Origin of the sequence: Enterobacter cloacae complex sp. 302F9 (assembly GCF_050030335.1) — a bacterium.
Taxonomy (GTDB): Bacteria; Pseudomonadota; Gammaproteobacteria; order Enterobacterales; family Enterobacteriaceae; genus Enterobacter; species Enterobacter hormaechei_C.
Map to the genome: position 1 here is coordinate 42134 of NZ_JBLGUC010000001.1, position 24534 is coordinate 66667.

The 24534-nt window shown below is 57.3% G+C and carries 22 protein-coding genes and 1 pseudogene; 9 read left to right on the forward strand and 14 right to left on the reverse strand.

The features are described 5' to 3' along the window. The first annotated feature begins 41 nt into the window (after window positions 1-41). The 3 genes and pseudogenes from ACQG0T_RS00205 to ACQG0T_RS00215 all read left to right on the forward strand — a co-directional run bounded on the left by ACQG0T_RS00205 (window position 42) and on the right by ACQG0T_RS00215 (window position 3041). A pseudogene (locus ACQG0T_RS00205) lies at window positions 42-843 on the forward strand (IS630 family transposase). A 539-nt stretch (window positions 844-1382) separates the two neighbouring features. Continuing rightward, complete coding sequence (locus ACQG0T_RS00210; RefSeq protein WP_032673080.1) at window positions 1383-1847, forward strand: hypothetical protein; 465 nt, start codon at window positions 1383-1385, stop codon at window positions 1845-1847. A 189-nt stretch (window positions 1848-2036) separates the two neighbouring features. Beyond that, on the forward strand, window positions 2037-3041 hold the full coding sequence (locus ACQG0T_RS00215; protein WP_047726322.1) for an alpha/beta fold hydrolase: 1005 nt from the start codon (window positions 2037-2039) through the stop codon (window positions 3039-3041). Here ACQG0T_RS00215 and ACQG0T_RS00220 read toward each other — a convergent pair. After that, a complete protein-coding gene (locus ACQG0T_RS00220) occupies window positions 3029-3931 on the reverse strand; it encodes a LysR family transcriptional regulator (RefSeq protein WP_015570111.1) in 903 nt (300 codons plus the stop codon). The genes ACQG0T_RS00215 and ACQG0T_RS00220 overlap by 13 nt on opposite strands. Window positions 3932-4030: 99 nt before the next feature. Here ACQG0T_RS00220 and ACQG0T_RS00225 point away from each other — a divergent pair, with 99 nt between their 5' ends. The 3 genes from ACQG0T_RS00225 (at window position 4031) to nepI (ending at window position 6459) form a co-directional block, all read left to right on the forward strand. Then, on the forward strand, window positions 4031-4483 hold the full coding sequence (locus ACQG0T_RS00225) for a DUF1198 domain-containing protein (RefSeq protein ID WP_144427618.1): 453 nt from the start codon (window positions 4031-4033) through the stop codon (window positions 4481-4483). 97 nt (window positions 4484-4580) lie between these two features. Next, window positions 4581-5099, forward strand: a complete 519-nt coding sequence (locus tag ACQG0T_RS00230) for an SRPBCC domain-containing protein (RefSeq protein WP_017694007.1) — start codon at window positions 4581-4583, stop codon at window positions 5097-5099. Between the two features lie 169 nt (window positions 5100-5268). Then, the gene (gene nepI, locus ACQG0T_RS00235) at window positions 5269-6459 is read left to right on the forward strand and encodes a purine ribonucleoside efflux pump NepI (RefSeq protein ID WP_015570108.1); all 1191 of its coding nucleotides are present in this window, start codon (window positions 5269-5271) and stop codon (window positions 6457-6459) included. Between the two features lie 48 nt (window positions 6460-6507). On the opposite strand, the gene ACQG0T_RS00240 is transcribed toward nepI, so the two are convergent. The 6 genes from ACQG0T_RS00240 to ACQG0T_RS00265 all read right to left on the reverse strand — a co-directional run bounded on the left by ACQG0T_RS00240 (window position 6508) and on the right by ACQG0T_RS00265 (window position 12418). Continuing rightward, window positions 6508-7413: an EamA family transporter gene (locus tag ACQG0T_RS00240; protein ID WP_017383673.1), complete on the reverse strand. Its 906-nt coding sequence runs from the start codon at window positions 7411-7413 to the stop codon at window positions 6508-6510. 134 nt (window positions 7414-7547) lie between these two features. Beyond that, entirely contained in the window at window positions 7548-8927 is a 1380-nt protein-coding gene (locus ACQG0T_RS00245; protein ID WP_252051657.1) for a carbohydrate porin, read from the reverse strand. A 137-nt stretch (window positions 8928-9064) separates the two neighbouring features. Then, on the reverse strand, window positions 9065-9367 hold the full coding sequence (locus tag ACQG0T_RS00250) for a PTS lactose/cellobiose transporter subunit IIA (RefSeq protein ID WP_010426515.1): 303 nt from the start codon (window positions 9365-9367) through the stop codon (window positions 9065-9067). A gap of 5 nt (window positions 9368-9372) precedes the next feature. Next, on the reverse strand, window positions 9373-10749 hold the full coding sequence (locus tag ACQG0T_RS00255) for a glycoside hydrolase family 1 protein (RefSeq protein ID WP_271040499.1): 1377 nt from the start codon (window positions 10747-10749) through the stop codon (window positions 9373-9375). A 17-nt stretch (window positions 10750-10766) separates the two neighbouring features. Further along, entirely contained in the window at window positions 10767-12092 is a 1326-nt protein-coding gene (locus tag ACQG0T_RS00260) for a PTS cellobiose transporter subunit IIC (protein ID WP_017694004.1), read from the reverse strand. Window positions 12093-12103: 11 nt separating this feature from the next. Continuing rightward, window positions 12104-12418, reverse strand: a complete 315-nt coding sequence (locus tag ACQG0T_RS00265; protein ID WP_426723735.1) for a PTS sugar transporter subunit IIB — start codon at window positions 12416-12418, stop codon at window positions 12104-12106. 293 nt (window positions 12419-12711) lie between these two features. Between ACQG0T_RS00265 and ACQG0T_RS00270 the strand changes: the two genes are divergently transcribed. Next, complete coding sequence (locus tag ACQG0T_RS00270; RefSeq protein WP_003861033.1) at window positions 12712-13662, forward strand: LacI family DNA-binding transcriptional regulator; 951 nt, start codon at window positions 12712-12714, stop codon at window positions 13660-13662. Window positions 13663-13710: 48 nt separating this feature from the next. Here ACQG0T_RS00270 and ACQG0T_RS00275 read toward each other — a convergent pair whose 3' ends face one another. The 6 genes from ACQG0T_RS00275 to ACQG0T_RS00300 form a co-directional block, all read right to left on the reverse strand. Next, window positions 13711-14007: a YicS family protein gene (locus ACQG0T_RS00275; protein WP_003861030.1), complete on the reverse strand. Its 297-nt coding sequence runs from the start codon at window positions 14005-14007 to the stop codon at window positions 13711-13713. An 82-nt stretch (window positions 14008-14089) separates the two neighbouring features. Further along, the gene (locus ACQG0T_RS00280; RefSeq protein ID WP_271040500.1) at window positions 14090-15247 is read right to left on the reverse strand and encodes a multidrug effflux MFS transporter; all 1158 of its coding nucleotides are present in this window, start codon (window positions 15245-15247) and stop codon (window positions 14090-14092) included. Between the two features lie 49 nt (window positions 15248-15296). Beyond that, window positions 15297-16661, reverse strand: coding sequence for an efflux transporter outer membrane subunit (locus ACQG0T_RS00285; protein WP_017694001.1), 1365 nt, complete (start codon window positions 16659-16661; stop codon window positions 15297-15299). Beyond that, the gene (locus ACQG0T_RS00290; RefSeq protein WP_023295673.1) at window positions 16661-19771 is read right to left on the reverse strand and encodes an efflux RND transporter permease subunit; all 3111 of its coding nucleotides are present in this window, start codon (window positions 19769-19771) and stop codon (window positions 16661-16663) included. Before ACQG0T_RS00290 ends, ACQG0T_RS00285 begins: the two co-directional genes overlap by 1 nt. Beyond that, complete coding sequence (locus ACQG0T_RS00295; RefSeq protein WP_017383665.1) at window positions 19771-20892, reverse strand: efflux RND transporter periplasmic adaptor subunit; 1122 nt, start codon at window positions 20890-20892, stop codon at window positions 19771-19773. The genes ACQG0T_RS00290 and ACQG0T_RS00295 overlap by 1 nt, the downstream gene beginning before the upstream one ends. Before the next feature lie 147 nt (window positions 20893-21039). Further along, window positions 21040-21609 carry a TetR/AcrR family transcriptional regulator gene (locus ACQG0T_RS00300; protein ID WP_000104919.1) on the reverse strand — a complete coding sequence of 190 codons (570 nt, stop codon included), beginning with the start codon at window positions 21607-21609 and terminating at the stop codon, window positions 21040-21042. A gap of 185 nt (window positions 21610-21794) precedes the next feature. Here ACQG0T_RS00300 and ACQG0T_RS00305 point away from each other — a divergent pair, with 185 nt between their 5' ends. Then, window positions 21795-22214, forward strand: coding sequence for a GNAT family N-acetyltransferase (locus tag ACQG0T_RS00305; protein WP_017383664.1), 420 nt, complete (start codon window positions 21795-21797; stop codon window positions 22212-22214). Here the strand turns inward: ACQG0T_RS00305 and ACQG0T_RS00310 are convergent. Continuing rightward, the gene (locus ACQG0T_RS00310; RefSeq protein ID WP_017383663.1) at window positions 22211-22858 is read right to left on the reverse strand and encodes a TetR/AcrR family transcriptional regulator; all 648 of its coding nucleotides are present in this window, start codon (window positions 22856-22858) and stop codon (window positions 22211-22213) included. The two genes, ACQG0T_RS00305 and ACQG0T_RS00310, sit on opposite strands and share 4 nt — an antisense overlap. Before the next feature lie 78 nt (window positions 22859-22936). On the opposite strand from ACQG0T_RS00310, the gene ACQG0T_RS00315 reads away from it, so the two are divergent. Further along, a complete protein-coding gene (locus ACQG0T_RS00315; RefSeq protein ID WP_416347457.1) occupies window positions 22937-24436 on the forward strand; it encodes an MDR family MFS transporter in 1500 nt (499 codons plus the stop codon). Window positions 24437-24534: the final 98 nt, after the last annotated feature.

The following is a 24534-nucleotide window of genomic DNA, read 5'->3' on the forward strand; positions in this document are numbered from 1 at the left end:
ATCAATCGCCAAATCAAACAAATCACCATCCGGACTGAGCGATGCCGATCAGAGCACCAATTCCCCGTGACGAACGATGCCTGATGCAGAAGCAATCCATAAAACGCACGATAAAAATTATGCGCGTAGGCTGACCGACATGTTGATGCTTCACTGGAGCAGTCGCGTTATCGACGTTGCCAGAACACTTATACATGCTGGAACCGCTCGCCACTGGAAGCCGTCTGCGGGGCTGGTATAGCGTAGCGCTGCATTAACCCTGCGTATCCGGGACCGCTTAAGGATGAAAAGATGGCGGCAATCCACAAGGAGCAGGATTAATTCAGCACAGAGCACCCGGTATTTTATGAAGATAAAGTGGATATTCATCTCAATCCCAAAATCGGTGCGGACTGGCAACTGCTCGGACAGCAAAAACGTGTAGTGACGCCCGGTCAGAATGATAAATATTATCCGTCTGGCGCGTTACACAGCGGAACGGGCAAGGTCAGCTATGTGGGTGGTAACAACAAAATTTCAGCCTTATTTATCAGTCTTTTAAAGAATCTGAAGACGACGTACCGGCGGGAAAAACGATAACGCTCATTGAGGACAATTACATTATCCACCAAAGCCGGGAAGCGCAGTGCTAGCTGAAGGAAAATCCGAAGTTCAGGGTAATTGATCAGCCGGTTTACTCACCATGGATGAATCATGTTGAACGGTTATGGCTGACGCTTCCCGTCACGATAACACTTAATCATCAGTGCCGTTCAATGTGTCAACTACTGAAAAAAGGTTCGTCATTTTATGGAAACCGTCAGCCCATTCCCCGGAGGTGAACATGGGCTGGCAAAAGTGTAGCGATATTAGATGCAGCTATTTAGCAGATCAGAAATTAAATCTTCTGCTTGAATGGACCAATTAAAAGGTAGTTTTACATGTTATGTCTTTTTCTTTCCTATGAATTGATACAAACAATGTGGTTGTTAAATAAATGAAAATACTTAGTAAGTATTAAGTTGATATTTATAATAACTTAAGTAAATTAAAACACACCAATTAGCATAGGCTTTCATGATTTGGAATCTACCTCGAAAAAATGAAATTACTTTGTCAGCCATCAGCTACACCCCTTTACCAACTCTTTCTCAAGGCATAAATTGCCCTCGTTGCAGCAAACCTGCAACCGGGCGTAGGAACCCGAAAAAATGCACAAAATGACGATTTTTTTGTCAGGGCAGCGCACATCTGGATAGAATCATGGTGGCGCTGACGGAGCAGTCGAAAGACTGGCCGGTTTCTTTGTGCATCGGTACTTCCTACCTTCGTCAGCGTCACCACCCTCGGGCGTAGGAACCCAGGTGGTGATAATTACCAAAATTGCGCAAAGAGGCTGCCTTATGGCTACTATCCCAACCCTTATTTTTTCTGAGCATAACGAAAAATTCACCCAGCAGTTAATCGCCCATCCGCTTCCATCTTCTGCGGACCTCTTTGAGGTTGCTGATTTCTGTGCCGCGTTTGCGAGTGTGCTTATCGAAACGGACGATGCCGCAGAACGCAATGCCTTATGCGGACGCTTACTGAATGCGCTTATGCACATGGAGAGACTCTGCGAAAATGATCTGCCTGTGCATTTAATCGACCAGCTTACTGCGGAAGAAATACCCGTTTCTATTATGCCTGAATGCTGGCAGGACACTGATATACCCGTTTCTTACGCCGTTGCACTTACACAATCTTTGCTAAGTAATAATCTGCCTGACTCACTAGCAAAAGCGTTAGCGGGGCTTTTGCATGATCTCGTCTATCTCTTGGCTGATTTTGTGAAGGAACCCTATATTCAGCGACAGAATATGCTCTGATTTTACTGAAGATGAGCGGCAGGCGGCAATGTCCGCCGCTCCGGTAATAACTTGTAAAACACACCAGTATGAATCAACAAGGCACTTACCTTTACCCCGCTTTACACACCCGCCCCTCTCCATGCTCTACAGTTTTTTTGCTGCCGCCTTTCGTGCAGCCTTAGCCCTTTTTGCTAACGGAGAGCTTGCATGTTGACCCGACGATTGTCCTGCCTGGCGCTGTTGATGGCGCTGGCCTCCCCCGCAATGGCCGCGGATGCCCCCACCTACGGCGAGAAGCTGGAAGGTTTTGACTACGGCTGGCCGGTAAAACACTTTACCTTTACCTCGCAGAACCAGCCTCTGGATATGGCTTACCTGGACGTGAAGCCGGAAAAACCCAACGGCCGCACCGTGGTGCTGATGCACGGCAAAAACTTTTGCGCCGGCACCTGGGACGGCACGATCCGCGCGCTTTCAGCCAGCGGGTATCGCGTGATCGCACCCGACCAGATCGGCTTCTGCAAATCCACCAAGCCGGAGCATTATCAGTACACCTTCCAGCAGCTGGCGGATAACACCCACGCGCTGCTGAAAACGCTGGGCGTCGATCGCGTCACGGTTATCGGCCATTCGACCGGCGGCATGCTGGCGACCCGCTACGCGCTGATGTGGCCGCAGCAGGTGGAGCAACTGGTGATGGTGAACCCAATAGGGCTTGAAGACTGGAAAGCGCGCGGCGTGCCGCATATTACGGTCGACCAGTGGTACCAGCGCGAGCTGAAAGTCAGCGCCGACGGTATTCGTCAGTACGAGAAAAACACCTACTACGCCGGGGAGTGGAAGCCGGAGTACGAGCGCTGGGTCACCATGCTTGCCGGGTTAAACAACGGGCCGGGCAAAGCGCGCGTGGCGTGGAACTCGGCGCTGCTCTACGACATGATTTATACCCAGCCGGTCGTCTATGAATTTAGCGAGCTGAAGATGCCGGTATTATTGATGATCGGCACGAAGGACAACACCGCCATCGGGAAGGATCTCGCCCCACCGGAGATCCGCAAGACGCTCGGCAATTACGCGGTGCTGGGTAAAGAGACGGCGAAGCGTATTCCGCATGCGACGCTGATTGAATTTAACGACATGGGCCACGCGCCGCAGATGCAGGATCCTGCACGCTTCCACGAGGCGCTGCTGAAAGGGCTTCAGGCGCGCTGACTGGTCTCCAGCAACAGCCCGCGCAGCCACGCCTGCGCGAGGTTGCGGTGCGTTCTGCCGTGCCAGGCCATGCTTTTGGTAAAACCGGGCACGGGAACCGGCGTCTCGCAGACGAACATCCCCGTCTGCTTTTCCGCTATGCGTGATGGCACAACGGCAATCATATCGCTGAGGGCCAGCACGTCCGGCAGGACTAAAAAGTTACTCACCGATAAGCCAACATGCCGCGTTCGGCCAGTTTTCTCCAGCGCGCCATCCGTTACGCCGCGAAAACCGTCGCCCTCGTAAGAGACCAGCACATGCTCCAGGGCGCAAAACCGGTCTAACGTCATGGGCTGTCCGGCATCCGGATGGTCGGCACGCATCATGCAAACGTACCGTTCATCATAAAGCGCCCGGCTGTGAAGCTCATCTGGCGTGGTGTGCGGGGTGATCAGCGCCACGTCGACAGAGCCTTGTTCGAGCTGGCTGACCAGACGGTCAGATTCCACAGGCACCACGCGCACGCGAATACCCGGCGCCTGTACCTTAAGCGCAGCGATAAACGGCACGACGACCGCGCGCAGGGCGTAGTCGGTCGCGGCAAGCGTGAAGGTGAACGTTGCGGTGAGCGGATCAAAGGCGATCGGCTGAAGCAGCTCGTCGATATCTGCCAGAATGCGTTTGACGGGAGCCGCCATTGCTTCCGCCCGGGTGGTAGGCACGATGCCGTGCGGCGCGCGGATAAACAGCGGGTCTTCAAAGTAATCCCGCAGGCGGTTAAGCATGCCGCTTACCGCTGGCTGGGTCAGGGCAAGACGCGCCGCCGCGCGGGTGACGCTGCGTTCGTCCAGCAGGGCATCCAGCGTTTTCAGCAGGTTAAGATCCAGCGTGCGCAGATCCGCTTTCATGACGTTTTTCCACCTCTTTTCCGTTTACTATTATGGCGCTGCCCGCTGTTGACGCACTGCGTTTCCCGCTATGATGGGCGGCTAGTCTAAGGAGAACGCATGGTCTGGATAATGCTGGCAACGCTTGCCGTGGTGTTTGTGGTTGGATTTCGTGTCCTGACCTCAGACTCCCGCCGCGCCATCAAACGTTTAAGCGAGCGGCTGGGGATCACCCCGATGCCGGTCGAGTCGATGATTGACCAGTTCGGTAAAACGCCGGGCAATGAGTTTATCCGCTATCTTGAACGCCCCGACGAGGCGCATCTGCTAAATGCCGCTCAGGTGCTGCTGATCTGGCAGGTCTGCATCGTCGACGCCAGCGAAGAGAATCTGCATACCTGGCACCGCATGCTGCGTAAAGCCCGTCTGGCCGCGCCGATCACCGACGCGCAAATCCGCCTCGCGCTCGGCTTTATGCGCGAGATAGAGCCTGACCCGCAGGAGCTTAACGCCTTCCAGCTGCGCTACAACCAGCTTTTCCTGCCGGAAGAGGGCGTGTTTTACCTGCAATGATATCACGAAACGTGATGAAGAGTATAAAGCATCGTCATTAGATTTATATCACCCGCAGGCGCACCATCACCTTATCAACTAACCGATGAGGTGAACCATGAAACAATCCGCCATTATCTGGCCGAACGACTACCTGCCCGGCACCACCGATAACTTTGCCTCCAACGAAATCATCGTCGCCGGGCTGAGCGCAAAAGAGATTTGGGCGCAGCTCAACGACACCACCCTGTGGCCGAACTACTACAGCAACGCCGAAGATATCCGTTTTCACGACGGCAGCGGCCCGGCGCTGAGCGCCAACGCCCGCTTCCGCTTCACCACCTTTGGCTTTCCGGTTGAGGCGCAGGTGACGGAGTATGTTCCGCCCGTGGAGGGCGAAGCCGCGCGTATCGCGTGGCACGGCTGGGTAGAAGGGGATGCAAATTCGCGTCTGGACGTGATCCACGCCTGGCTGTTTGAAGACCTGCCGGGAAACCGCGTGCGCATTCTGACTCAGGAGTCGCAGAAAGGCGTGCCGGCGCAGGAATTAGCGCGCACGGTGCCAAACCCAATGATTAACGGGCATCAGGAGTGGATCGTGGGATTAGCGAATGCCGCTCTTAAGGCTCGCGGGTAATTTTGCCCGGTGGCGCTTTGCTTACCGGGCCTACAAGCCCGTAGGCCGGCGCAAGCGCAGCGCCGCCCGGCATTAAAAAACGACAAAAGTTGTCGAAACGTTAAATTCGTCACACTTTTGATGATAAACTGCGCGACTTTTCCGCACGTTTTTATCTTCAGGTGATGCCATGACAGAACATACCCAGCCCACGACTACACCGCAGGCCAAAGAGGTTTCACGCCCCAACTGGTCGGCGGTTTTCTCCGTGGCATTTTGCGTCGCCTGCCTGATCACCGTCGAGTTCCTGCCGGTCAGCCTGCTGACGCCGATGGCGCAGGATCTGGGCATTTCCGAGGGCGTGGCGGGGCAGTCCGTGACCGTCACCGCGTTTGTGGCGATGTTCGCCAGCCTGTTTATCACGCAGGCGATCGGCACCATTGACCGTCGCAAGGTGGTTATTCTGTTCAGCGTGCTGCTGACGCTCTCCTGCCTGCTGGTCTCTTTCGCTGAAAGCTTCACCCTGCTGCTGCTCGGCCGTGCCTGCCTGGGGCTGGGATTAGGCGGCTTCTGGGCGATGTCCGCCTCGCTGACCATGCGCCTGGTGCCCGCGCGTACGGTGCCAAAAGCCTTGTCCGTTATCTTCGGTGCGGTCTCGATCGCGCTGGTGATCGCCGCGCCGCTGGGCAGTTTCCTCGGTGGAATTATCGGCTGGCGCAACGTCTTTAACGCGGCGGCGGTGATGGGCGTGCTGTGCATAATCTGGGTGTGGAAGGCGCTGCCGTCCCTTCCGGGGGAAGCGGCGCACCACAAACAGAACATGTTCGCGCTGCTGAAGCGCCCGGGCGTGCTGGCGGGGATGACCGCCATCTTCATGGCCTTTGCCGGGCAGTTTGCTTTCTTCACCTATATCCGCCCGGTGTATATGACCATGGCGGGCTTTGACGTGGACGGCCTGACGCTGGTGCTCCTGAGCTTCGGGATCGCCAGTTTTGTCGGCACCTCGCTGTCGTCCCAGTTCCTGAAGCGCTCCCTGAAGGTGGCGCTGGCGGGTGCCCCGCTGGTGCTGGCGATCAGCGCCGCGGTGCTGGTGTTGTGGGGCAGCGATAAGTGGGTGGCTTCGGCGATCGCGATTATCTGGGGCTTTGCCTTTGCGCTGGTGCCGGTGGGCTGGTCGACGTGGATCACCCGCTCGCTTGCCGATCAGGCGGAAAAAGCCGGGTCGATTCAGGTGGCGGTGATCCAGCTGGCGAATACCTGCGGCGCGGCGGTGGGCGGCGTAGCGCTCGACCACCTGGGGCTGACCTCGCCGCTGGTAATTTCCGGCACGCTGATGCTGCTGACCGCGCTGCTGGTGGCGGGGAAGGTTAAGGCGAAGTAGTGCTTTTCTCCCTCTCCCGTGGGAGAGGGTTGGGGTGAGGGCATCAGGCTACGCCGATGTCTGAACCCGTCTTCTCGAATCCATCGAAATCAACACCACCGACGACACAATCAGCAGCGTCCCCAGCCAGTCCGGCAGGGTGAATGCCACCCCCAGCAACACCACCGACAGCAGCGCGCTGCTCAGCGGCTCGGCGCAGCTCAGAATGCTCGCCTTCGGCCCGCCGATCATCTGTGCGCCTTTCAGGTACAGGCTGAACGTCAGCGCGGTGCCAATCACCACCAGGTAGAAAAACGCCAGCAGCAGGCCGCCGTCGATCACGAAGGTGGTGCCGCGTCCGGCGTAGAACGGCGTCAGCATTAGTCCCGCAATCAACATACTCCAGCCGACAATCGGCAGCGTGCCGTAGCGGGCGATAAGCGTCGACGGGTACGTCGTATAAAACGCCGCGGCAAACGCCGAGGCGATACCGAAGAACAGCGCGGCCGGCGAGATGGAGAGCGACGTCGGGTCGCCGTGGGTTACCAGCAGGAAGGTACCGACAAGCGACGTGAAAATCGCGGATAAGACAAATATGCCGGGACGCGTTTTCCGCGCCAGGGCGAACCACGCCACGATAATGGTCGGCGACAGAAACTGGAGCACGGTGGCCGTCGCGGCGTTGGATTTTTCAATTGTCAGCAGGAAGGTGAGCTGCACGGTAAGCGCGCCAGCCAGCGAGAAAAACAGCAGGCTGAGGGCGTCTTTGCGGTTTTTGACGACCGAGAAAATCTTGTCGCCGTGAACGAAGGAGAGCGTCAGCAGGATCACGCCGGTAAACAGCAGACGAACCATGGTCAGGTAAGGCGAAGAGATGTGGCTTTTCTCCATAATGTATTGCGCGCAAACCCCGGAACTGCCCCATAAAACGGCGGCGATCAGGACGTTGAGCATCCCTTTGCGTGTGGAACCCATGTTCTCCCCTGTTATGTTGGTTTTTTTGTAGCATAACATGGGATCTTGCCGGGTGGCGCTACGCTTACCCGGCCTACAAAACCTTGTAGGCCCGTGCAAGCGCAGCGCCGCCGGGCGAAACAAACGACGCTCTACTAGAACCACGCCTCCCACATCGCGCCGACGTTGAAGTCGTCCAGCGTTTCATCTTTGGTGTTGTTCACGCGCGCGGTACGTTCGTTATCCACCTTGCCGCCGGTCACGTAGAAGCGCAGCATCGGGCGGAACTCCGGCCCCATGGCGATAGACATGTTCTGCGACAGGGTCAGCTTCCAGCCCTTGTTGTCGCCGCCGTTGTCGTAATCCACGTGCTGCCAGCCCGCTTCCAGCCAGGTGGAGTGAACGTCGTTCCACCAGTGCATCGGGCGCACGATGGCGTTGTAGTTCTTGCGGTTGTCGGTCTTATCGCGGCTGTTGTCGTAGTCATGGAAGGCGAGGAGGTACTCCACCTGCGTCGCCTGGGTGAATTTGTACAGCCCTTCGAAGCTGGCGTAGACCGTGGTCAGATCCTCGGTTTTGTTGAACACGCTGTTGTCCGCGTTATCGGAGTAGCGGGCAATCACCTTGTTCACGCCGCTGTCGTTGGTGTGGCTCAGCACCACGCCGCCCTGCCAGGCGTTCAGACGTTCGTCGCCCTCCACCGCTTTCGAGTCAAAGCCGTAGTTGGCGTACAGCTCCAGATCCAGCGGACCGAGCTTTATACCGTGGATTTTAGACGTCGCGGCGTAGTTGCCTTTGTCGCCCGTGCCGGACCCGCCGGTACAGGTGATGCGCGACGGGTTCGCTTCGTCTTCCATCACTTCCGGGCTACAGGATTCCACCGCTGCCACGGCAGCCACGTCAAACTGCACGCCGCCGATGTCGAAGTTCTTCACCCCGGCGCCCTGGCCGTCGTGGTTCATCCAGAAGTAATCGTTGATGCCCTGCTGCGGACGCTGGTGGAAGTCGCGACCCGCCCAGAAGTAGGCGTTCGGGTTGGAGGCCATAATGTTGGTCACGCCGGCGTAGGCTTTCTTGAGGTTAACTTCGTCGCCCCAGTGGTCGATCATCACGTTGATGTCCCAGATGGCGCCGTTTTCGCCCTTGAAGGCTTTAGAGAGCTGGAACTCGCCGCCGTTGCCTTCGTTGCCCAGACGACCAATGGCGGACGCGCCGTTGTAGGAGCCGTCCACCGCCACGTATTTCTGATCGGCGGCCTGGAAGTGCGCGCCGTAGCGGGCGTAGCCGGTAAATTTAACCCCGAACGGGATCGCCATATCCGGAGATTGCGCCGCGCTCTGCGGCTCGGTCACCACGTCCGCTTTTTTCGCGACCGCAGCATCCATTTTGGCCTGACGCTCGGCCAGGGCTTTATCCACCGCTTTCGCCACAATGGCGTCGATTTGCTCCTGAGTGAATTCCTGAGCGAGAACGGAAATTGGGCAAAGCGCGGCGATAACCGCCATGGTTAATGGAAGTTTTTTAATCGTATTCATGGTTATCTCAATATAGTTTAATTTTATTCAGACAATAACCATCCCGCTCCGATCTGACAGAGTATGTCGCTATCATCAGAACAAGTGGAATTCTATTTAAGGTAAAGAGGTATTACAGTAATTTATTTCGCCATAGACTATCTCTGATATAAATGAATAATTTCTTCGGATAATTCACGCGCTAATAAGGAATTCATTAAATGATCCTGCGCGTGCACCATGATTAACGTCATCGGCTGACGTCCTTCGCCCGCATCCTGCTCGATCAGTTTGGTCTGCATCTTGTGCGCTTGGCGCGAATAGCCGTCGGCTTCGCGCAGCAGGCTTTTGGCCTCGTCAATGTTGCCCTGACGCGCCGCGTGCAGTGCTTCAAAGCACAAGCTGCGGGACTGGCCGGCGTTGACGATAATTTCCATTACGGCTTCTTCTAGTGCGATCATCATCATTACTCTTTATCAAAGCTATTATTTAAGGCGGTGGCGGCAAACCACTCTCCGCTTTTCTTAATGGTGCGCTGCTGCGTCTTTAAATCGAGCTGGATAAATCCGTAGCGATTTTTATACGCGTTACACCACGACCAGTTATCAATAAACGTCCACATATGGTAACCAAGACAATTGCACCCTTCGCTAATACCCTTATGCAGCCAGGCTAAATGTTCGGAAATAAACTCGATGCGGTAGTGATCGTTAATCTGGCCATTTTCAATAAAGCGCTGCTCATTTTCGACGCCCATGCCGTTTTCAGAAATAAAGCAGCGTGGGTTGCCGTAATTGTCGCGCAGGTTAACCAGAATATCGTAAATACCCGGCGCGTAGATTTCCCAGCCGCGGTACGGGTTCATCTTACGGCCCGGCATCTCGTAATTATCAAAGAACCACTCCGGCATAAACGGCGCCTGCGGGTTCACCGCGCTGTCGCGACACTTCACGCGACGCGGCTGATAGTAGTTAACGCCGAGCAGGTCGATTTTCCCTTCCGCAATCAGGAAACCGTCTTCCGGCTTGCAGGCGGGCAGCTGATCGTAAGATTTCAGCAATGCCACCAGGTCCTCCGGATACTCCCCGCGCAGCACCGGGTCGAGGAAGCTGCGGTTAAACATCAGGTCCGCTATGTGCGCCGCCTTCACGTCTGCCGGATTCTGCGAACGCGGGTATGACGGCGTCAGGTTCAGCACGATGCCAATCTCCCCCGCGTAATGCCCGGCGCGGTAGGCCTGCACCGCCTTCGCATGGGCCAGCACGGTGTGATACGCCACGGTGGCTGCCCGACGAAAATCCACCACGTTCGGATAGTGGAAGTCGTACAGATAACCGCCTTCTACCGGCACGATCGGCTCGTTGAAGGTAAACCAGTGCAGCACGCGATCGCCAAACAGCTCGAAGCACATCTGCGCATAGCGGGCGTATGCGTCCACCACGTCGCGGTTTTCCCAGCCGCCAATCTCCTGCATCGCCATCGGCATGTCGAAATGGAACAGGGTGAAAAACGGCGTGATGCCCTGTTCATTCAGCTCATCAATGACCTGGTTGTAAAAATCGACCGCGTCCGGGTTCACTTCACCGATACCGTCAGGGATCAGGCGCGCCCAGCTAATCGAGGTACGAAAGCTGTTGTGGTTCAGCTGCTTTAACAGCTGAATGTCCGTTTTCCAGTGCTGATAAAACGTGGAGGTGTGCTGCGGCCCCACGCCGTTGTGAAAACGGTTCGGCTCGCGGGCAAACCAGTAATCCCACGTGGTTTCACCCTCTCGTGTCCCTTCCGTCTGGAGAGCGGAGCTTGCGCTGCCCCACCAGAAGTTATCGGGAAATGCGTATTTCATGACCCTTCCTCTTTGACTTAATTACTGACTGTTTCAGCGGTGCCGACGGTTGCCTGGGCTTTCTGCTCTTCATTTTTGATGAGCGTACGCTCATAGGCGCGCAGGAACGGCAGGTACATCAGGGCGGACATCACCATGCAGACCAGGCACATCACCACCGGGCTCAGCGCCCAGTTCGCCGCCCACGAGGCGCCAATCGGCGCGGGGGTGGTCCACGGGGTTAACGAAACCACCTGAGCCAGCCAGCCGAGTTTGGTTGCGCCGTACGCCAGGCAGGCGTTGACCAGCGGAACAAACACGAACGGGATAAACAGCATCGGGTTCATGATGATCGGTGCGCCGAACAAAATCGGTTCGTTGATGTTAAAGAAGCTTGGCACCACGCCCATTTTGCCGATGGTGCGCAGGTGGGTAACGCGGCTACGCAGCAGCAGGAACGCCAGCGGCAGGGTGGAGCCTACTCCGCCAATCAGCAGGTAGTGATCCCAGAAACCTTGCAGATAAACGTGCGGCAGCGCCGCGCCCGCCGCCAGCGCCGCCTGGTTTGCAGAGAGGTTCGCCATCCAGAACGGGTTCATGATGCCGGTGACAATCAGCGACCCGTGGATACCAGCGAACCAGAAGATCTGGCACAGCAGCACGGAGAGCAGAATGGCGGGCAGCGAGTCAGACGCCGACACCAGCGGCTCCAGCAGGTGCATAATCGCCTGCGGGATGATCATCCCGGTCTGCGCTTCAATGAACAGGTTCAGCGGGTGCAGCGTTCCGATCACCACCATCACCGGGATCAGGATCTCAAACGAACGCGCCACGCCGGTCGGCACTTCCTTCGGCAGGCGGATGGTGACGTTGTTCTGTTTCAGCCACGCATAGACGCGAGTGGAGTAGATCGCGGTGATAAGCGCAGTGAAGATCCCCTGACCGGAGAGATACTGGGTCGAAATTTTGCCATCGGCATAGGGCGCGGCGACCAGCAGGAAGGCCATAAAGGCCAGCAGGCCGGACATCACCGGATCGAGGTTAAACTGACGCCCCAGGCTCGCCCCAATCCCCACCGAGATGAAGAAGGTCATCACGCCCATGCTGAGGTTAAACGGCAGCATCAGCTGTTCGCGGTAGGTCTCGGAGAAATCCAGCCAGCCGCGGGCGAAGCTGTTGGTGGTATCCGCCGAAAACGGCGGGAAGATAAACACCAGCATAAACGAGCCGATGATCATAAACGGCAGCGCAGCGGTAAAGCCGTCGCGGATGGCAATCACATACTTTTGCTGACCGAGCTTCGCGGCCAGCGGCGTAATTGACTGCTCAATCACCGCGACCATGGATTGATATAACGAACTCATGTGAACACCTTTTAGTGTGCCGCTTCGATGAGCGACAGAGCATAGTCCAGTACTTTATCGCCACGCTGCATGCCGTAATCCATCATGTCGATGGGCTGCACCGGAATGCCTTGCGTCGCTGCCTTGTCTGAGAGCGTCTTTAACATGTATTTCACTTGCGGTCTGAGAAGCACCACCTGATAGTACGGAAACTGCGTATCAAATTCGGATACGCCATACGCATCTATCTTCACGGGCAAGCCCCGTTCTTTTGCAACATCGATCATTTTGCTGACCAGCAGGCTGGTGGACATCCCGGCAGAGCAGCACAGCATAATCTTGAACATCGACAACCATCCTCAAAATGTAAAAAGTTATTGCGAGGATGATTGGACATGATACGGAAACCGGTTTCCATTTATAAAAGACAGAAGTGTGATAACCATCAAGATCCAATACTTATGAGGCTAATTAACCGGATGTGGGTCACATAATTTGGCTGTTTTGGCATCAAATTGAGTGGAAACGGAAAATCGGTTTCCATGGAAAACGGAAACGGATATACTCCGTTCTGGCTATAATGTGAGCCGTAGCGGTGATGGAAATTACAGACGCCAGTTGCGTCTGACAGGGGAGAGAGATGTCTACAATCAACGATGTATCGCGTCTGGCCGGGGTGTCCAAAGCCACGGTATCACGGGTGTTGAGCGGGTCGCGTGGCGTTAAAGAAGCCAGCCGCCAGGCTGTTCTGAAAGCGGTGGATGAGCTGAACTATCGTCCCAACGTGATCGCCCAGTCGCTGCTCAGCCAGTCGACGGGCTGCATTGGGGTGATTTGCGCGCAGGAAAACATTAACCAGACCACCGGTTACCTGTACGCGCTGGAAAAACACCTCAGCCAGCATCAAAAACATCTGCTGCTGCGTTTCGCACACACAAAAACAGAAGTGATGAACGCCCTTGAAGAACTCTCCTGCGGCTTATGTGATGACATTCTGGTGATTGGCGCGCGTTTCCCGCTGGACGTGGACATGGACAACGTGATTCTGGTCGACTGTATGGAAGCCGATAACGCCAACAGCATTCAGTTCGATCACGCGTTCGCGGCTGAAACGGCCTGTAACTATCTCACCAGCCAGGGGCGTCGCCAGATAGCGCTGATCCACCCGCACGGCAGCGGTTTTGCCGATCAGGTGCTGCTGGGCTACAAACACGCGCTGGAGAAAAACTTCCTGCCCTTTAATCGCAACCTCGTGTTTATGGACGCGACTTCATCGTCCGTTGCGCTTCAGGAATTACTCAACAACGCGTCCACATTGAACTTCAACGCGCTGCTGGTGGCGGATGAGCAGGAAGCCCAGCGGGTGATCCCGCAGTTACAGGCGTTTAATAAATCGGTACCGGAAGACATCATGGTTTTCAGCCTCGGCGGTTCGCTGCATCTGCCGGGTATTCCGGTGATCCCGGCCATTGAGTATTCCATGGACGCCATGGCGGCGCGCATCGTGAGCTGGCTGACAGAGAAAACGCAGATGCTCGGGTCCTACGTTCTGCGCGGTGATTTGATTATTCCGGATGTGCGGAAGCGTTAAACGTGTGATGTAGGCCGGGTAAGCGCAGCGCCACCCGGCGCTCAACCCTCAGTAATCTTCCATACAATCCACCTGACTTACTGCATCCCAGTAGGCGTCCAGGTTGTCACGCTTCACGGCGGTGATGGCGTTTTTGATCAGCAGCTGATTGGCCTCAGACGACAAAATCATCGCCTGCCAGGCCTTATCGCTCTGCTTTTTCTGCGGGGTACAGGTTTTCTTCACATCTTTCAGGACCTGCTGTTTTATCTGGGCCTCTTTCTCCGGAGCGCTCTTCTCCTGCGCGTGAACAAACGCAGCGAAAATCAGGCAAACGAGCAGGCAAACCAGGTGTGCAGATTTCATCGAAACCTCCTTTGAAAGTCACATGCTTCCCCTGAAATATATCGTTACATTCATCAACGCGATTCAAGCCAAAAGTATGAATTTACGCATTCTGCGTGCGAGATCCGATCGCCAGTGCAATGCCATAGCTTACTAACACCGCGAGACTCATTTTCAGCATCGTTTCTCCGCCGATACCGGCAAGAGGCGCTGCGATCCCACCGAATAAAAACATCAGCATGCCAAGAATGGCTGACGCTGTGCCGGACTCCTTCGCGTCGACTGCGCTCATCGCTTCTGAACCCGCAATGGTGCTGATCCCGCTGTTAAATGCGACGGTGAAAAAGAGTGCAATCAGTGCCGGAACGGAAAGCTGCATCCACGCAAAGAGCAACGTCAGCCCCGCGCAGGTTACGGCCAACACCAGACCTATTTGCATTAACCCTTCCGCCGGGTGTCGGCGTGCCAGACGGGAGAAAATCAGCGCTGAGACGATCAGGCCGATACCGTTTACACCGAACAGCAGGCTGAACTGCATGGCGCTCAGGCCATACTCGTTTTGCATCACAAAGGAGGATGCCCCGATATAGGCGAACAGCCCCGCCAGCATGAAGGCCTGGATCAGGCAGTAGCGCATAAAGCGACGATTTTTAAGTACCGTCCTGGCGGTTTGCGTCAGCGATCCCCCGCCCTGTTTCTCTGTGAGGGACTCGCGGATAAAAAGCTGGCTGGCGATCAGCAGCGCCAGACCCGCCCCTGCCATTACCCAGAACAGCATCCGCCAGTCGAAATGCGACGCGATATAGCCACCGAGTACCGGGGACACCACGGGCGCGATGCCGTTGACCGTCATCAGTAGGGCAAAAAACTGCGTTAGCATCGTGCCATTATAGTTATCACGGGCGATGGAGCGGGCAAGTACGGAGCCGCCCGCCCCGGCAACGCCCTGCACAAATCGCCAGCCGATCAGGGCGTAAATATTCTGCGTGCTGGCACAAAGCACTGAAGCCAGTACAAACAGCAAAAGTGAGAACAGCAGCGGCGTTTTACGTCCGATGCGATCGCTTAGCGGGCCGAAAAAAAGTTGTCCCAGCCCCAGGCCAATCAGCGCCGAGGTAAGAGAAAGCTGCGTCAGCGTTGTGGAGGTGTTGAGCTGGGTGGCGATCTCCGGCAGCGCCGGAAGATAAAAATCGGAACACAGCGGCCCGATAGCCGTCAGCAGGCCAAGGATGGCCGCGAAAGAAAAAGAGAGTTTTGCCATAGGTATTTACTCTGATGGCCGGGCAACGTTGCGCCGCCCGGCAGTGATGTTACTGAATCCCGCCGCCCAGCGACTGCCACAGCGTGATGCGGTTTTCCAGGTCGGTTTGCTGCAAGGCAATCAGTGATTCCTGCGCCGACCACAGCGACCGCTGCGCGGTGAGCACCGTCAGATAATCGCCCGCGCCAGCCTTGTAACTGCGCGTCGCCACATCCAGCGTTTTTTGCTCCGCCGCCACGTATTCACGCTGGGCATCAAGCTGTTCACTCAACGTTTCGCGCCGGGCCAGCGCGTCGGCCACGTCCTTGAACGCGCTCTGGATGGTTTTCTCATAGGTCGCAATTAACCCTTTTTTCTCGGCTTCCGCATAGCGCAGCTGCGCCATATTGTTGCCGCCGCTGAACAGCGGCAGGGTGATGGAAGGTGCAAACGACCAGACCTTCATCCCGTGGCTGAACAGGGACGACAGCGAATCGCTGCCGACGCCCGCGCTGGCGGTGAGCGAGATGGTCGGGAAGAAGTTGGCGCGCGCCGCGCCGATGTTGGCGTTGGCGCTCAGCAGGTTATGCTCGGCCTCCTGAATGTCCGGACGACGCAGCAGCGCGCTGGAGCTGACGCCCGCCGGGATCAGCGTGATGGCGTTGTCGCTCAGGCTCTCCAGCGTGCCGGGCAGCAGGTTCTCGGGCACCGTATCGCCCGCCAGCAGGTTGAGAGCGTTTTTGTCCTGCATCACCAGCGTCTGGTAGCTCGCCACGCTGGCGCGCGCCTGCTGGTAAACCGCCATCGCTTCACTGACGTCCGTTGCCGCTGCCACACCCACTTCCTGCTGGCGCTTCACAATCTTGAGTGAGTTTGCGGCGCTCTCCAGGGTGGACTTCGCCAGCGCCAGATTGCTGTTATCCGCCGCCAGCGTCACCCAGGCCGTGGTCAGCTCGCTGACCATCGTCAGGCGCGTGTTCTGCGCGGTGAATTCGCTGGCAAGCCAGGTTTCACGCGCGGCACGCGACAGGCTCTGGTTGCGGCCAAACAGATCCAGTTCGAAGCTGGAGACCGCGCCGTTGGCTTCGTCACTTGTCGCGACGCCGCTCGCCAGCGTGCGGCTGCGGGTGTGGCTCAGTTCCGCGTCCACCGTCGGGAACAGGGACGAGCGCGTTTCGCCATACTGGGCACGGGCGGCGTCGATATCCGCAATCGCTTTTTGCACGTCGCGGTTGCTGTTGAGCGCCATCGTCACCACGCTTTTCAACCGCGCATCATTCATCACCTGCTGCCACTGGCTCACCACGGCGTTGGCTTCGCCATGGGCGCCCGGCAACGTCGCCGGGACGGGGGCGTCCGGGCGCTGATACGTGGGATCTAATGACACACAGCCCGCGCTCAGCAGCGCTAACGTTAATACGGTTACACGAAACATTATGACCTCCGGTTTGCGTGCTTACCGGAGAACAGACGTTTCACCAGTACAAAGAATAAAGGAACAAAGAAGATGGCCAGCAGCGTCGCGGCCAGCGTCCCGCCGATAATACCGGTACCGATCGCCACGCGGCTGTTGGCCCCGGCGCCGGTGGCAATCGCCAGCGGCGTCACGCCTGCGATAAACGCCAGCGAGGTCATGATGATCGGACGCAGACGCGTCTGGGCGGCCCGCAGGGCGGCGCGCGTCAGGGAGTAGCCTTCGGCCACTTTGGCTTCGGCAAACTCGACAATCAGAATGGCGTTCTTCGACGACAGACCGATGGTGGTCAGCAGCGCCACCTGGAAATAGACGTCGTTGTTCAGGCCGCGCAGGGAGGCGGCAACCGCTGCGCCAAGCACCCCAAGCGGGATCACGAGGATCACCGAAATGGGCACCGACCAGCTCTCATACAGCGCCGCCAGGCACAGGAACACCACCAGGATCGAGAGGGCATAGAGGCTCATTGCCTGACCGCTCGCCAGTTTTTCCTGCAACGACAAACCGCTCCATGCCCAGGTGCTGCCGGACGGCAGGTTATTCGCCAGCTGCTCCATTTTGCTCATCGCCGTACCGGAGCTGGCGCCGCTGGCGTTTTCGCCCTGAATCTCATACGCCGCCGAGCCGTTGTAGCGCACCAGGCTTTCCGGGCCATACTCCCAGCGGGTGGTGGCGAAGGCGGAGAACGGGGTCATGGTGCTGTCGCTGCCGCGCACATACCATTTGTTAAGATCCGACGGCACCGCGCGATAGTCACTGTCGCCCTGGATGTAGACCTTTTTCACACGGCCACGGTCAATGAAGTCGTTCACGTAGGTGCCGCCCCAGGCGCTGGAGAGGGTGTCGGTAACATCGCTCAGGGAGAGCCCCAGCGACACGGCTTTGTTGTTATCGATATCCACCTGAAGCTGCGGCATCTGCGGCAGATCGTTGGCGCGCACGGCGTGCAGCGAGTTGTCCTGGTTGGCTTCGCCAATCAGCTGGTTACGCAGTTTCAGCAGCGCGTCGCGGTCGGTGCCGCCGCTGGCCATCAGCTCAAAGGTAAAGCCGTTGCTCTGGCCTAAACCATCCACCGCCGGGGGCGTCATGGCGAAAATTGTGGCATCCCGAATGGTGCTCAGCTCCTGCGTGGCGCGCAGGGCAATGGCCTGAGCGGTATTCTCATCGCCTTTGCGCTCTGACCAGTTTTTCAGGGAGACGAACGCCATCCCGGCGTTCTGGCCGCTGCCGCTGAAGCTGAAGCCTTCAATGGTGAAGATGACGTCGGTATTGGCTTTCTCTTTGGTGAGGAACCACTCGCGTACCTGGCGGCTTACCTCGGCGGTACGCACCGCGGTTGCGCCGGCAGGCAGGGTGTACTGCACCATGATTTCACCCTGGTCTTCGGTTGGCAGGAAGCTGCCCGGCAGTTTTAGCATGGCGAACCCCATCGCGCCGCAGAGCAGGGCGTAGATCACCAGCATGCCACCGGAACGGCGCAGGGCGCGCAGCACCTTGTTCTGATAGCCGTGCTCGGTCTTACTGTAGAAGCGGTTAAACGCGCCGAAGAAACCTTTTTTGTGCGGAGCGGTGTGATTCAGGATCGAGCCGCACAGCGCGGGCGTCAGGGTCAGCGCCACCACCACGGAGAGGAACATCGCCGAAATAATGGTGACCGAGAACTGACGGTAAATCACCCCGGTGGAGCCGCCGAAAAAGGCCATCGGCAGGAATACCGCAGAGAGCACCAGCGCAATGGCGATCAGCGCGCCGGAAATTTCGCCCATCGATTTTTCGGTCGCTTCCCGGGCGGGCAGCCCTTCGTCGCGCATAATACGCTCGACGTTTTCCACCACCACGATGGCGTCATCCACCAGAAGCCCTATCGCCAGCACCATCGCAAACAGCGTCAGGGTGTTGATGGAGTAACCGAACAGCGCCAGCACGCCGAAGGTGCCCAGCAGCACCACCGGCACCGCCAGCGCCGGGATCAGCGTCGCGCGGATGTTTTGCAGGAACAGGTACATCACCACCACCACGAGGATAATGGCTTCGAACAGCGTCTGAATCACGTCCTCAACGGAGATCTTGATGAACTCGGTGCTGTCTTTCGGGTAGGCCACATCGTAGCCTTCCGGCATCGACTTTTTGAACTCGGCGATCTTATCTTTTACCGCCGTGGCGGTGTTAAGCGCGTTGGCGCCCGGTGAGAGCATCACCGCCATACCCGCCGCCGGGTGGCCGTTCAGCTTCGCGGTGGCGGTGTAATCTTCGCTGCCCATCTCCACGCGCGCGACGTCGCTGATGCGCACCACCGCACCGTTGGACTGGCTCTTGACGATGATCTTTTTGAACTCATCGACCGTTTGCAGACGCGACTGAGCGCGGACGGTGGCGGTCAGCTGTTGGGCGTTCGACGAGGGCAGTGCGCCGATTTTACCGGCGGAGACCTGCACGTTCTGCGCTTCAATCGCGCTCTGCACGTCGGAGGGCATCAGCGAGTACGACGCCAGCTTCGCCGGGTCGAGCCAGATGCGCATCGCGTATTCTGCACCGAACACCTGTAGGCTACCGACGCCATCCACGCGCGCCAGCGGATCCTGCATATTACTCACCAGCCAGTCGGCGATATCCGAGCTGCTGGCGGTGTCGGTTTTGTCATATACGCCCATGATCAGCAGGAAGTTGCTCTGGGATTTTTCGACGGTGATCCCGGACTGCTGCACCTCGGTCGGCAGGCGCGATTCCGCCTGCTGGACTTTGTTCTGCACCTGTACCTGAGCGGTGTCCGGATCGGTTCCCTGTTCAAACGTGACGTTAATACTCACCGACCCGTCCGAGCTGCTGGTGGAGGTGAAGTAGAGCAGGTTATCCAGCCCGGTGAGCTGCTGCTCGATCACCTGCGTCACGCTGTTTTCCAGCGTCTGTGCGGAGGCACCGGTATAGGTGGCGGAGATTTTGATCGACGGCGGAGCCACGTCCGGGTACTGCGCAACGGGCAGCGTGCGGATCGCCAGCATTCCGGCGAGCATGATGAGAATGGCGATAACCCAGGCAAAGACCGGGCGACGCACGAAGAAACGGGAAAACATCAGGCGTTTCCTCCGTTGGTTTTCATCTCTTCAGCTTTCACTTCCTGCCCGGCGGTGACTTTATCGGTGCCTTCCACAATCAGCTTATCGCCCGCCTTCAAACCGCTCAGCACCAGCCATTTGTCGCCGTAGGTGTCACCCGTCTCCAGCTGACGCTGTTCGACCTTGTTGCTGGCGTTCACCACCAGCGCGGTGGCGGTGCCTTTGGCGTCGCGAGTGATGCCCTGCTGCGGGGCGAGGATCGCGTCATTCATGATGCCTTCATCCACTCTGGCGCGGACGAACATGCCCGGCAGAAGCTGATGCTGCGGGTTCGGGAAGACGGCGCGCAGGGTGACTGAGCCGGTAGACTCATCCACCGCCACTTCGGTCAGCGCCAGGCGGCCTTTTTCGCTGTAGCTGCTGCCGTCTTCGAGAATCAACGACACGTTCAGCGTATCGCTATTGCTGGCGAGGGTTTGCTTGCGTAAACGCAGCAGATCGGCGCTGGAACGGGTTAAATCGACGTACATACTGTCCAGCCCGCGAATGGTGGCCAGCGCGGTATCCTGCTGGGCGGTCACCAGCGCGCCGGGGGTCACAGAGGAGATGCCGATACGTCCGGCAATCGGCGCGGTGACGGTGGTCCAGTTGAGGTTAATGCGGGCGCTTTCCAGCGCGGCTTTCTTTGACTCGACGCTGGCCTTGTCCTGCGCGCAGGTGGACTTCGCGTCTTCCGCATCCTGACGTGATACGCCGTCGTCCTTCACCAGCTGCGCATAACGCCGGGCTTTCTGGCAGTCGGCCTGCACCAGCGCCTGCGCCTGTTTCAGTGCGGCGGCGGCTTCATCATACGCGGCGCGGTAGCTGGAAGGATCGATCTGATACAGCGCCTGCCCGGCCTTGACCGTATCGCCTTCGGTGAACAGGCGCTTCTGGATAATGCCACCTACCTGGGGGCGCACTTCGGCGCTCATTGCGGCGGCGGTGCGGCCGGTCAGCTCGCTGACGACGGACACCGGCTGGCTCATGAGTGTGACAATCCCCACTTCCGGAAGAGGACGTTGAGGAGCAGATGTTTGCGCATTATCGCACCCTGTCAGGAGGAGTAATGCCGCGATGGAGGTTGTTATGGTTTTCATAATCTTTTTCCAGGGTGAACGAAGCCTGCCCTGTTAATCGCTTAACAGGGAGAAGGGCTAATTAAAAGCACAGCGATCCCGCATCTCTGGCTGAGCCAGAAATGAAAAAAGGGAAATTACTTATTTCCGCTAATTATTCACATGCGATTACTTCGCAGAGAAAATCATATTTAAAATATTCTGGTATATAGGCTCTAATTGTTCTGATGGTACTTTTAAAGGCGTGAGTCGACGGTAAATCGTGCCTTCGATCATCACGGCGGTAATCTCCACGCAGCAGCGAATATGCTCATCGCTCAGGTGAGGGAACTGCTTTTTCAGGTGCTCACAGGCGTTGGCGAACATGCGAGCTTCGGCTTCGATCAGCATGTTTGCCACCAGCGGATTGCGCGTGGCCTCTGCGGACATTTCGAGCATCAGCGCGTCATCGTCTTCGTTAAGCGTCTGGCGCCAGGCAAGCGCCTGCGGCATCCCTTCAACCAGGGTTTTGCCCTGCATCTCTTCAATACGTGAGTCGATAATGCGCCGGATCATCTCTTCAATAATCGCGTCTTTGTTACTGAAATAGCGATAGATTTGTCCGACGCTGAGCCTGGCTTCGCTGGCGATCTGCGACATGCTGGCAGCGTGAAATCCACTGGCGCGAAAGCAGCGGCGCGCGGCGGTAATGATTTCGTCCTGCCGCAGTTTTTGTCGTTCTTCCAGCTTTGTACTCATTGTCGGCTACCGTAAAAAGTGAGAATGATCGTTCTCATTATACGTTTTCGGAGACTATTGGAAAGGCTTTTTTTATTTACATATTGAATGAATATTTCCAGGTATAAACAATGGAGAAAATAAGGAGTTTTTATGAAGGTTAAGCTGTGAGATATTCAGATTGCGCTGAAAATAAGGAGAGAATTATGCATCTGAGCATTACAGATAATGTCACAGCCGAAGAAAAAGAAGAATTATTAACGGGGCTAAGAGCCTATAACGCGCAGTTTTTAGATCTGTCGACATTTGGCGGCGATATTGGCGTATATATGCGAGACGACAATGGCGTCATGCTGGGCGGGTTAATCGGCGTACGGAAAGGCGACTGGCTGAACATCGACTATCTGTGGGTCAGCGACAGCGTGCGGGGAACGGGCGTGGGAAGCCAGCTTATCAAAACGGCTGAAGAGGAGGCCCGTCGCAAAGGCTGTCGTCACGCGCTGGTGGATACGGTCAGCTTCCAGGCGCGCCCGTTCTATGAAAAGCAGGGTTATCAGGTGCAGATGTCCTTGCAGGATTACCCTTATCAGGGAATGCAGAGACATTATCTGTCCAAAAATCTTTAACCGCCTATCCCGGTGCCTATCACGGCTAACACGTGGCGCACCACGATCTCCGGCGAGAGGGCGCTAAGCCTCTCGTCATTGCGCATGCGGGAGAACGGCACCAGCACCAGGCTCAGCAGCGTAGTGAACAGCAGTTCGGGGGCCAGCGCCGGATTCAGCTTTCCTTCCTGCTGCCAGCCTTTGATGGTTGCCAGCGTGGTGTGATATTTCTCATCGCCAAAGCGTGCCTGCAAATGGGTGCGCAGTACCGGCATCTCGCCAATCACCTCCTGCATCCACAGCGGGGCAAACCAGCGATACTTTTCCGCCAGTTCGGCCAGCACCCTGACCATTTCCGTCAGGGCATCCACCGGCGAATCCCGGTTGTCGGCGAAAATCGCCCCGATCCGCTCGCGTAACGGCAGGAAGCGCTCCTCAATCATCGCATCCAGTAACTGTTCTCTGGAGTTGAAGTAGTAGTGCAGCATGGCGGGCGTCACGCCTGCTTCGCGGGCGATGGCGTTCAACGACGTATTGGCGATCCCCTGGCGGGAAAAGAGGTTCAGGGCGATGTCCAGCAGCTGTTCACGGCTGGCGGTAACGCGCTTGCCGCCGCGTGGCCGACCGGGGCGGCGGGGTTCAGAATTGTCCTTTTGTGCTGGCATGGTCACCGTATCTCTTGATCTTATTCATCACTTCCACAAATATTAATTATACGATTAATTAATTTCAAGTGATGTCTTATGGAGTCCGACGTAATGACTCAACCTGCGAAAAAGGCGCCGTCGATTAAGCTGCTGTTCAGCGCACTCCTGCTGGTGATGCTGCTCTCGGCGCTGGATCAGACCATTGTCTCCACCGCGCTGCCGACCATCGTCGGTGAGCTGGGCGGGCTGGATAAGCTCTCGTGGGTGGTAACGGCCTATATCCTCAGTTCGACCATCGTGGTGCCGCTGTACGGCAAATTCGGCGATCTGTTTGGCCGAAAAATCGTTCTGCAAATCGCGATTGTGCTGTTTCTTGTAGGGTCCGCGCTGTGCGGTCTGGCGCAGAACATGACCCAGCTGGTGCTGATGCGCGCCCTGCAAGGGCTGGGGGGCGGCGGTCTGATGGTGATCAGCATGGCTGCCGTGGCGGACGTGATCCCGCCTGCCGATCGGGGTCGCTATCAGGGGTTGTTTGGCGGCGTGTTTGGCCTGGCGACGGTGATAGGGCCGCTGATCGGCGGGTTTATCGTTCAGCACGCATCCTGGCGCTGGATTTTCTACATCAACCTGCCGCTGGGGCTGTTTGCCCTGCTGGTGATTGGCGCGGTTTTCCACGGCAGCGCGCGGCGCAGCAAGCATGAGATTGACTACCTGGGGGCGATTTACCTCAGCATGGCGTTGCTGTGCATCATTCTGTTTACCACCGAGGGCGGGACGATCCGCCAATGGAGCGACCCGCAGCTGTGGTGTATTCTGGCCTTCGGCCTGACGGGGATCGCCGGGTTTATCTACGAAGAGCGGCTGGCGTGGGAGCCGATTATCCCGCTGTCGCTCTTCCGCGACCGCAGCTTCCTGCTCTGTAGCCTGATCGGTTTTATTATCGGCATGTCGCTGTTTGGCTCCGTCACTTTCCTGCCGCTCTATTTACAGGTGGTAAAAGACGCCACGCCGACGCAGGCCGGTTTGCAGCTGATCCCCCTGATGGGGGGGCTGTTGCTCACCTCCATTATCAGCGGGCGCATCATCAGCCGTACCGGGAAATATCGTCTGTTCCCGATCCTCGGCACGCTGCTCGGCGTGGTGGGGATGGTATTACTGACGTGCATTTCAATCACCTCCCCAACCTGGCAGCTGTACCTGTTTACCGGCGTGCTGGGCATGGGGCTGGGACTGGTGATGCAGGTGCTGGTGCTGGCGGTGCAAAACAGCGTGTCAGCCGATCAATACGGCGTCGCGACGTCTGGGGTGACGCTGTTCCGTTCCATCGGTGGGGCGATTGGCGTTGCGCTGTTTGGCGCGGTGTTCACCCATATTCTGCAATCAGGCCTGATCGACAGGCTGCCGGAAGGGGCGGAACTTCCGCGCGAACTTAATCCCGTTGCCATACACCATCTGCCTGATGCCCTGCGTCTGGACTATCTGGATGCGTTCGGCTCGGCGATCCATGCGGTATTCATGCTGGCGGCGGGGATTATGGTGCTGGCGTTTGTGCTGTCGTGGTTTTTGCGCGAAGCGCCGCTGCGTCGGCAGGCGTGAGGGAAGCGGTTCTGCTTGCGCCTGGACTACCGTCACCTGATGCCCATCGCCCGGTGGCGCTATGCTTACCGGGCCTACACTTCCCCCGTCACGTAGGC